Here is a 9,377-nt window from a genome sequence, read left to right as displayed (position 1 = left end):
GGGTGTATTTTTTAATTGTTAGACTGTTTGGCGCGGGCAACAATCTGTGTCGGATTGACAAAGCGCAGTGCCAGCAACAGCCATACCAGAGTGGTAATCATATAGATCACTGCCATGGCATCAATAGACTGGACTGAGCGTACGCCCGAGGCAAAAACGGAATAGTAGAGTGCCACAACAAGGGTCTGGCTGGTTGGTCCTGCGGTGAGGAATGTCAGCTCAAACATGGCGACTGTGCGGACGAGTACCAGCAGCAATGCAGCCAGAATACCGGGCAGCAGCATCGGCATCAGCACATAGCGGAACAGCTGGAATTTATTCGCACCAAAGACATGGGCAGCCGCTTCCACTTTCGGGTCAATCTGCTCGATGAACGGGATCATCACCAGAATAACAAAGGGAACGGTCGGTACCAGATTGGCCAGCACCACACCCCAGAATGTCCCCCCGACACCCGCCTGATAGAGCACAGTGGCCAACGGAATACCGAAGGTGATCGGTGGCACCAGCAATGGCAGCAAAAACAACAGCATCACCAGATTGCGACCGGGGAAATTGCGGCGCGCCATGGCATAGGCTGCTGTAACGCCGAGCAGACCGGATAGAGCCACAACTGTGAAGACGATCTGGAAGGTGACAATCAGCACATCACCGAGCTGGAACTCCCGCCAAGCGGTGAAGTACCAGCGCGTCGTCAGTGCCTGCGGCAGCCATGTGCCGAGCCATCGCGTTGAAAAAGACGAGAGCACGACTGTTGCAATCATTGCCAGCAGGTTGATGACAAAAAAGGCAACAATGACCCATACGGCGGTGATCCATAATTTGGATCCGATAGAGGTATCTCTGATCATATTAGCCTTTACCTCCGCTGGTCGCGCCGCGATAAAACAGACTGCGTATGCCAAGGACTGCCGCAACAATCGCCAACTGCACAGTGGCCATAATCATGGCAACGGCGGATGCCATTGAATAATCATATTGCTCAAAGGCTGCCTGATAGGCGGCAATGGAAATGACGCGTGTCGGCCCTGCCGGAGCGCCAAGCAATACGGCGGACGGGAAGACTGCGAAAGCCAGCACAAAAGACAGGCAGAAGGTAATTGCCAGTCCCGGCATCAGCAGCGGCAGAAGGACGTGGCGGAAGCGCTGCCAGCTTTTAGCACCATGGGTTGCTGCAGCCTGTTCCAGTGCCGGATCAATACCGGTGACATAAGACAAAGTGAGCAAAAAGGTGAAAGGAAAGCCGGTAATAATCAAGGAAGCAAAGACGCCCCAGTAATTATTGGTCAGCTTTAACGGGCTGTCGACAAGGCTGATAAACATCAGCGTGCGGCTGAACCAGCCCTGAGGCCCAAGATAATTGAGCAAACCTTCGGCCACCAGCACCGTGCCTAATGTGACCGGCAGAACAAGAATGGTGGTGAGCAGGCGTTGACGGCGCATCAACCGGACACGGAATGCCACCGGCACAGCAATCAGCAGGCTGATCAGCGTGACAGGAATGGCCAGCCACAAAGTCGTTCCGATGGTTTTATACAAAAACGGATCGGAGAAGAATTTGATATAATTGGCTAGCATACCTTCCCCCTCTTGCGGGGTGAAGGAGAGCAGCAAGCCATAGATGAACGGATAGATAAAGACCCCCAGCAGGAAGATGACCGCAGGCAGAACCAGCATGGTTGTGCCGTCGATCCCTTTGACGGCGAGCCTTTGTCGCAGTGACAGTTTTTCAAGATCGGAAGAGGTGTTCATGTGTCACCTCACGCCGGAAACACAAGAGCACGGGCAGGGTCGATAGCCAGCGCGATAGCGCTGCCTGGTGCTGCATTTGCTGAAGCGTGAAACACCAGCTCATGTGCATTATCGGTACTGGCAGTGCCGACAAAATCGCGGCCGCGATATTCAATTGTCTCAACTTTAGCCAGAATATTTGATTGGATGGTTGATGCGTTTGCAGCTGTGGTGCTCACATCATCCGGTCGCACTGCAAGAACAGCATTTTGCCCGACGGTCAGCGGTACCCGCGCGGTACCGGAAATATGGGCATTGCCGATATCGAGTGTCACCTTGCCGTTCTGTTCGGCGATAACTTTACCGGAGAGGCGGTTGCGGTAGCCCATGAACTCAGCGACATCCAGATGATCCGGATGTTCATAAAGCTCGACCGGTGAACCGACCTGCCGGATTTCACCATCGCGGAGCACCACAATCCTGTCGGCCAGCGACAGGGCTTCATCCTGATCATGGGTCACATAAATTGTTGTGGCACCAAGTTGATTATGAATGCGGCGGATTTCAGCGCGCATTTCCAAGCGCAGCTTGGCATCAAGATTGGACAATGGTTCGTCCATCAGAACCAGAGGCGGTTCAATCACGATGGCGCGGGCAATGGCAACACGCTGCTGCTGGCCGCCCGATAGCTGCCCCGGCAATTTGTCTTCCTGACCATGCAAACGTACCATGGCAATGGCGGCTTCCACACGGCTGTTCATTTCCGCTTTGGGGGTGCCGCGCATTTTCAGGCCGAAACCGACATTCTGGCGTACAGTCATATGCGGAAACAGTGCATAATTCTGAAACACCATACCGAAACCGCGATTTTCCGGCTTCAGGGTGTCGATACGGGTTTTATCAATAAAAATACCACCACCCGTTGTCGCGAGCAGTCCGGCGATACAGTTCAATGCTGTGGATTTTCCGCAGCCGGACGGGCCGAGCAGGGCAATAAACTCGCCTTTTTTGATCGAAAGGGAGATGCCTTTTAATGCCTGATGAGCTCCGAAAGACCGGCTGAGCTTTTCAAGCCGGATTTCCTCAAAGGGTAGTGACGCAAGTTGCATGGAATACCTCATTGCCGGATGTCACCTGAAAGGCAGATGACATCCGTCGTTTACCGGTTTTATTTTGGCTGGCTGGCGACTTCTTCGTCCCAACGGCGGAACGCAACGACCATGGCATCCGGATCAAGCGGCAGCTCCACCGGATTATTGGCGATCCAGTCGGCATATTCTGCGCGGCCATATTCTGCGATGGCATCCTGACTGGATTGCGGTGCCATGGAGAGCGGCACATCTTTGACCGCAGGACCCGGATAGAAATAGCCTTCATCATAGGTATAGGCCTGCTGCTCAGGGGTGAGCAGGAAGCTCATCAGATCGAGCAGAACAGCGAGTTTTTCATCACTGACACCCTTCGGCACGCTCATAAACTGCGCATCGGCAACCCAGTGGAAGCCATCCAGTTTGGCAACGGCTGCCTCTTTAGGCACGACGCCAAGCACGCGCGGATTGATGTCCCAGCCGGTTGTGGTCACAGTCATATGACGGGTGCCTTCGCCAAGCTCTTTCATCAGAGCGCCGGTGCCGGTCGGGTAATATTCAACATATTTATGCAGCTCTTTCAGATAAGCCCATGTCTTATCCCAGCCTTTGACCGGATCGCGCGGGTCTGCATCGCCGAGCAGATATGGCAGTCCCATCAGGAATGTGCGGCCGGGGCCGGAATTGGCCGGACGGGCATAGGCAAATTTATTCGGATTTTCTTTTGCCCATGCGAGCAGTTCTTCCGCATTGCTTGGTACTTTTTTCACATGCTCAGGCATATATTCGAGCAGCGGGCCCGACGGATAATAGACGACTGCAACGCCGTGATCTTTGGCAAAGGCCTGCATGCGCCATGCCGGTTCCAGATAAATGGATTGCAGGTCAGGTAAGGCTGCGGTGTGGTCAGGAAACAGCTTGACCCACAGGTCCATTTCCAGTCCGGCAGCCAGCGCATCCGCGCCGGTCAAAACCAGATCAATATCGAGGCGCTTGGCGGCCTGCTGCGCTTTCAGCTTGCCCGGAAGTTCGGGTGCCGGTGCTTTGGTGAAAGTAATTTTTGAAACCAGTTCCGGTTTAGCTGCAGCATAATTTTCAATTGCTTTCTGGGTCAGCGCCAGATTGCCGGCGACGTCAACAATGTTGATTGCGACCGGCGATGTCGGCAGTGCCAGTTTGCTCTGTGCCCAGAGCTTTGTTGCCGGAAGTGTAGCAAGAGCTGCCAGACCACCCAATGTCTGTCTGCGTGTGAAGTGCATGACTGTTCCTCCCCGTTGTTTTTTATTGGTAGTGCGGCCTGCCTCCTCAGAAAGGCCGCTCTTTTATTTTAATATATTAGTCTATCAATTTTGCAGGGCAAGCAAAAAATATCCCGTTTTTACGCCTTGGTATTTACGGACTTGAAATCCTGAACTGTTTTAGTCGCGCCGTTTGTCAGTAATGTTTCAAGTTGCTGTAAGGTGACGGCTTTGAAACGTGCATTTTGGGTGAGTTCGGACGCGAAAATACTGTCAAAAGCCAGCAATACATTCAGTATATCCTGTGCTGTGGTGAGCCCCGCCGTTGCCTGTAAGAGTTGATCACGCAGCGGATCACGAATGTCGATAGCCTGTCCGTTTTCATCTTTACCGGTTACAAAGCGCATCCATGCGGCAACACCCAATGCCAGACGGTCAAAAGACTGACCGGCCAGAAGACGGTTCTGGATTGTATTGAGCAGGCGCTGCGGCAGTTTCTGCGAGCCGTCCATAGCAATCTGCGCAGTCCGGTGATGCAGAGCCGGATTACAGAACCGTTCAATCAGCTGGTCTTTATAGGTTGAAAGATCAAAATCCGGCAGAGCGGGCAGTGTCGGCGTTATTTCCTCATCCATCATGGCGCGGATGAATGTTTTGAAATCGGCAGCGGCCATGGTTGCGGATACGGTTTTATGACCGGCGAGAAAGCCGAGATAGGCAAGTGTGGAGTGACTGCCATTGAGCAAACGTAGTTTCATCAGTTCAAACGCGGCGACATCGCGGACAAAACTTGCGCCGGATTTTTCCCATGAAGGGCGACCGGAAGGGAAGTGATCTTCAATCACCCATTGGCTGAACGGTTCTGTGCAGACCGGCCATTGATCTTTCACGTTCAAAGCACGGCTGACACTTGCGCGATCCTGATCGGTGGTCGCCGGTACAATGCGGTCAATCATGCTGGACGGGAATGCAACATGTTCCGCGATAAAGCGGCCAAGTTCCGGATTGGTCAGTTCGGCAAGCCGGAGAGTTATACGCTTCAGTGTTTCTCCGTTGGCAGGCAGATTATCGCAGGAGAGAACTGTGAAAGGCTGTAGTCCTGATGCGTGTCTTCTCCTGATAGCCTCGACCAGAAAACCAGGTGCAGAGCGAGGTGCATGCGGGTGTTTCAGGTCATGGATAATATCGCTGTTGCTCTCATCCAGCGTGCGGCTGGCGGGGGCGTAGCAATAGCCTTTTTCGGTCACAGTCAGCGTGACAATGCGGATATCTGGCTGGCACATGGCTTGCAGCACGGCTTCCGGATTTTCCGGTGCGACCAGAATATCGGTGAGACAGCCGATAACATGCAGTTTTTCACCGGCACCATCACGCACGGCAACACTATAGAGATAATCCTGCGGGGCGAGCGCATTTCTGGTGTCGGGACTACGCAGAGAAACGCCGGTAATGCCCCAGCTCGGGTCATCCTGCAGGATATTCTCCGTATACACCGCCTGATGCGCACGGTGAAATGCACCGATACCTAAATGGATTATCCCTGTTTTCAGATCGGCACGATTATAGGCAGGCTTGCCCACAGTTGCTGGCAGATCGGTCAAGGCTTTATCGGATAGAGAATTGAGTGTTCCGGTCATAGTTTATAAGCCTGTTTCGCCAGCCGGTAGCTGAGGTCATGAGCGACTTCATAGGCTTCTTCCTCATCAAGGCGGTGCTCAGCAACAAGACGGGCAAGGAAGGCACAATCCACACGGCGTGCCATATCATGGCGGGCGGGGATGGAGAGATAAGCGCGGGTGTCGTCATTGAAACCGACAGTATTGTAGAAACCGGCACTTTCCGTTGTCAGCTCACGATAGCGTCTGATCCCTTCCGGACTGTCATGGAACCACCATGCGGGGCCGAGCTTGAGGGCAGGGTAATGTCCTGCCAGAGGTGCAAGTTCGCGGCTGTAAGCCGTCTCATCCAGTGTAAACAGAATAAGCGTCAGGCGCGGATCATTGCCATGCGCATCCAACAATGGTTTGAGTTCTTTCACATAGCCGGTCTGGTTCGGAATATCCGCACCTTTGTCAAAGCCGAAAGCGGAGAAAACTTGCGGATTATGGTTGCGGTATGAGCCCGGATGGATCTGCATGACCAGCCCATCATCAATGCTCATACGTGCCATTTCGGTCAGCATCTGTGCGCGGAACAGTTCTGCATCTTCCGGTTTGACAGGCTGTTTGATGATCCGTTCAAACAGTGCTTCCGCTTCCCCTGCCGAAAGGTTGGCTGTCTGTGCAGTCGGGTGACCGTGATCGGTGGATGTTGCGCCGCGTGCCTTGAAATAGGCGCGGCGGTTGCGGTGCGCCTGCAAATAACCCTGATAGGTCATCGGATTATTTGTCAGTGTGATAAACTTTTCCAGTTCACTATGAAAGTCTGGTCGGGATGCATCAACCACTGCATCCGGCCGGTAGGCGGGCACAACGCGGCCATGCCAGCCTGAGCTAAGGATCGCATCATGATGTGTCAGGGGATCATTGGCGGAATCCGTAGTGGAGATCACCTCAATATTGAAGCGGTCATATAGCGCGCGCGGACGCATTTCCGGCGTCGCCAACTTCTCGGAAATCAGATCATACAGCCGGTCGGCATTGTTCTCGCTGAGACGTTCCGTAATGTCGAAAACGCTCTCCAGAGAATGTTCAAACCAGAGGCGGGACGGTGTGCCGCGAAACAGAGGCCAGTGTTTTGCAAATAATCGCCAGATGGTACGGCTGTCAGTTTCCACCGCTGTGCCATCCAGACGGGCAATGCCTAATTGCTCCAGCGGAATGCCCTGTGAGTACAGCATACGGCAGATATAATGATCGGGTTTGACAAACAGGGTTGCCGGATCGGGAAAAGCGGCATCTGTCGCATACCATGACGGTTCGGTATGCCCGTGCGGGGAGATGATCGGCAGTTTTTCGACCGATGCGAATAAGCGTCGCGCTATGGCGCGGCTGTCAGCCTCCGCAGGCAGAAGGCGATCCGGATTGAGTGCCATTGCTGGTCTTTTCCTCCCTGGCAGACTTTGAGGTCTGTTTCCCGTCATTGCTGTCCGGCTTTTCTGTCTGCGGTTTTTGATCCGTCTTGTACAGAATTTGCATCCGGCGCTTGGCGAACAGTAAATAATAATATATTAGTATGTCAACAGCGCATGGATTTTTTGTTTCGGATCGCAGTTGCGAGCGGATAAACAAGACCTGAAGATTTGAGATTCAGGCAGGAGAACAAGATTGAATACGCAGCCGACATTCGGGCAGATATCCTCAGGAAGGCGGCCTGCCGCAGGACGTGAAACCGCAGCAAAGCTGATTTATCGCGCATTACAGGCGGATATTGTTGCAATGAAGCTGCTGCCTGGCACGGCGCTGAACGAGAAAACATTTATTGAGCAATTCGGTGTGAGTCGCACGCCGGTGCGTGAGGCGCTTATTCGTCTGGCTGAAGAAGGACTGGTCGATATTTTCCCGCAGTCCGGTACTTTCGTGGCGCGCATTCCGGTTGATCTGATACCGGAATCTGTGGTGATCCGTCAGGCGCTGGAAGGAGCGACGGCGGAACACGCGGCATTATCATCAACACCGGAAGCCGTCGCTAAGCTGGATGAGCTGATTGATATGCAGCAATTCCATGCCAGCCGTGAAAAGCTCGGATTGTTTCATGAAGCAGACGATGCTTTCCATGAGACTGTTGCGGAAATCGCCGGTTATCCCGGCATCTGGCAACATCTGAAGCTTGTGAAAATCCAGATCGACCGTGCACGGCGCATGACCGTTCCGGTGCTGGGGCGTATGGATCAGGTTTTGCGCGAACATAAACTTATCAGGGATGCCATTGCCGCCAAAGATGCACCGGAAGCGATAAAGGCGATGAAGCATCATCTCAGCGCGGTTCTGCCTGATATTGACGAGTTGCGGAAAAGCCATCCGGACTTCTTTGTCTGATCAGGTGTTCGTCTGCTGCCGCAGATTTTCAAAATCATAAAATATAAAAACTTATTCGGAGGAGGGGTTAATGCGTCAAGCGTGGAGATGGTTCGGGCCGGATGCCGGTGTGCCTTTGGATGCTGTACGTCAGGCCGGAGCGACAGATATTGTATCTGCTTTGCATGATGTGCCGATCGGACAGGCATGGACATCTGGTCAGATTGCAGAACGCAAGACGCTGATTGAAAATACCCCTGCTGACCGCACGCCGCTTGTCTGGTCTGTGGTGGAGAGCATCCCGATTTCAGATGCGATCAAGCGTGAAGGCGGTGCTGCAAAACAGGATATCGCCGCATGGATTGCCTCAATGGAGGCTTTGGCGGCACATGATATTAAAGTCATTTGTTATAATTTTATGCCGGTTGTGGACTGGTGCCGCACCGATCTGGACTATGTCACGCCAAGCGGCGCGACTGCCATGCGTTTTGATCAGGATCGTTTTGCTGCTTTTGATCTGCATATTTTGCAGCGTAAAAATGCGGAACAGGATTATTCCGAGGCTGACCGTCTTGCCGCCCGCGCAACCTATGAGGCAATGAGCGAGATTGAAATCAATCAGCTGATTTTCAATATTGCCAGTGCTTTGCCGGGTTCGACAACCGAGCCGCTGACAATACCGGCTTTCCGCGATAAGCTGGAAACTTATGCGCATGTGGATGCCAATAAGCTGAGACAAAATCTGATTGCCTTTCTGGAAGAAGTGACCCCTGTTGCGGACGAGTTGGGTGTGCGCCTGACCCTGCATCCGGATGATCCGCCGCGCTCCCTGTTCGGACTGCCGCGCATTGCTTCAAATGAAGCCGATTATGCAGCGATTTTTGATGCGGTGCCGTCTCCGGCCAATGGTATGTGTTTCTGTTCCGGCAGTCTTGGTGTGCGGGCGGATAATGATCTGCCTGCAATGGCGCGCCGCTTTGCATCACGTATCTATTTCTCGCATTTACGGGCAACCACGCGACAGGGTGACGGACGCAGCTTCTATGAAGCCGCTCATCTTGAAGGCGATGTGGATATGGTTGCATTGCTGCGTGCGCTGGTCGAGGAAGACCGCAAGCGGGATAGCGGATCAAAGATTATTTTCCGCTCCGATCATGGTCACCGTATGCTGGATGATCTGGCAAAACAGGTGACACCGGGTTATCCGGTTATCGGGCGGTTACGTGGCCTTGCAGAACTGCGCGGGGTAATCACTGCATTGGATGCCGGTGCTTTGTGTTCGGCAAAGGCGGGCGGGTGAGCGATGACCCGTCAGAACAGTCCGGTTATTGTCCTTCATCCGTCTGACCATGTGGCGGGTGGGC

The 9,377-nt window shown here is 53.4% G+C and carries 8 protein-coding genes; 2 read left to right on the top strand and 6 right to left on the bottom strand.

From position 1 onward, the window contains the following. Positions 1–11: 11 nt before the first annotated feature. The 6 genes from A918_RS0106365 to uxaC all read right to left on the bottom strand — a co-directional run bounded on the left by A918_RS0106365 (position 12) and on the right by uxaC (position 7,091). Positions 12–851: an ABC transporter permease gene (locus tag A918_RS0106365; RefSeq protein ID WP_022710252.1), complete on the bottom strand. Its 840-nt coding sequence runs from the start codon at positions 849–851 to the stop codon at positions 12–14. 1 nt (position 852) lies between these two features. Beyond that, positions 853–1,752, bottom strand: a complete 900-nt coding sequence (locus tag A918_RS0106360; RefSeq protein ID WP_022710251.1) for an ABC transporter permease — start codon at positions 1,750–1,752, stop codon at positions 853–855. Positions 1,753–1,760: 8 nt separating this feature from the next. After that, the gene (locus tag A918_RS0106355) at positions 1,761–2,840 is read right to left on the bottom strand and encodes an ABC transporter ATP-binding protein (protein ID WP_022710250.1); all 1,080 of its coding nucleotides are present in this window, start codon (positions 2,838–2,840) and stop codon (positions 1,761–1,763) included. Between the two features lie 59 nt (positions 2,841–2,899). Then, on the bottom strand, positions 2,900–4,078 hold the full coding sequence (locus tag A918_RS0106350; RefSeq protein WP_022710249.1) for an extracellular solute-binding protein: 1,179 nt from the start codon (positions 4,076–4,078) through the stop codon (positions 2,900–2,902). Positions 4,079–4,197: 119 nt separating this feature from the next. Then, on the bottom strand, positions 4,198–5,694 hold the full coding sequence (locus A918_RS0106345) for a mannitol dehydrogenase family protein (RefSeq protein WP_022710248.1): 1,497 nt from the start codon (positions 5,692–5,694) through the stop codon (positions 4,198–4,200). Then, positions 5,691–7,091 (bottom strand): glucuronate isomerase, encoded by a 1,401-nt coding sequence (uxaC, locus tag A918_RS0106340; protein WP_022710247.1) that lies wholly within the window; start codon positions 7,089–7,091, stop codon positions 5,691–5,693. The genes A918_RS0106345 and uxaC overlap by 4 nt, the downstream gene beginning before the upstream one ends. Positions 7,092–7,323: 232 nt before the next feature. On the opposite strand from uxaC, the gene A918_RS19665 reads away from it, so the two are divergent. Beyond that, positions 7,324–8,034: a GntR family transcriptional regulator gene (locus A918_RS19665; protein WP_022710246.1), complete on the top strand. Its 711-nt coding sequence runs from the start codon at positions 7,324–7,326 to the stop codon at positions 8,032–8,034. A 70-nt stretch (positions 8,035–8,104) separates the two neighbouring features. Beyond that, entirely contained in the window at positions 8,105–9,313 is a 1,209-nt protein-coding gene (gene uxuA / locus A918_RS0106330) for a mannonate dehydratase (protein ID WP_022710245.1), read from the top strand. The last annotated feature ends 64 nt before the right edge of the window (positions 9,314–9,377 follow it).

This window comes from Pseudochrobactrum sp. AO18b (assembly GCF_000409565.1).
GTDB lineage: Bacteria > Pseudomonadota > Alphaproteobacteria > Rhizobiales > Rhizobiaceae > Pseudochrobactrum > Pseudochrobactrum saccharolyticum.
Note: the sequence above shows the minus strand (reverse complement) of the source record. Positions and strands in the feature narration are given on the sequence as shown.